This is a genomic window from Collinsella aerofaciens (genome assembly GCF_032584215.1).
Classification (GTDB): domain Bacteria; phylum Actinomycetota; class Coriobacteriia; order Coriobacteriales; family Coriobacteriaceae; genus Collinsella.
Window position 1 is genome coordinate 1 of sequence record NZ_JAWHPN010000080.1, and the last position, 660, is coordinate 660.

At 52.9% G+C, this 660-nt stretch carries 1 protein-coding gene; it reads left to right on the plus strand.

Annotated features, from left to right (window positions below; translation table 11 throughout):
- On the plus strand, positions 1–660 hold a 660-nt coding region (locus RX395_RS09835; RefSeq protein WP_316367297.1), incomplete at both ends, for a sialidase domain-containing protein.

The following is a 660-nucleotide window of genomic DNA, read 5'->3' on the forward strand; positions in this document are numbered from 1 at the left end:
CTTCTATGAACAAGAGAGTCGGCCTGACAATATCCATTCCTTGGTCTTCGGTGAATACACACTCGACTACATCAAGGACATCAAACCTACGCCTGATACCCCTAATTTGGTATATTCCTCCTCAGAAAAGGTGTTGCCGCTGTCTGACGGCACCTACACCCCAATCGGGCCGGAACTGCCCAGTATTGCTGGCCTGCATGAGGGTACAATTTTGGTGCGCTTTACGCCCACAAGCACCGACAGCATCTACTCATTGATTGGGGTCAGCAATGGTCAGACGGGGAACCAGAACTCCTATTTCCACCTCTACTACTCCAACGCGAGGCTCGGATTTGAGATCCGCAGGCAGGAGGGAGGAGACTTTGAAAAAAACTCGGCTCCTGTGACGATTGAAGCCGGAAAGGAGTATTGTGCCGCCTTTACGGCTGACCCGGACTACGGCTACCAACTCTTCCTCAACGGGGAGATGGTTCTGGACCTGCCGCTGTCAGAACTGACGGCCTCCTCTGGCTATGGCTTCATGGCTGATATTCCCGGTATTGACAGCGGATACCTTGGCATGACGCGCAGGCAGGCTTCCTCCGGGCAGCCAGCAGCCTTTGAATATCCGTTCACAGGAACCATTCATAATGTCCAAATATTTGACGGCGTGTTCTCTGC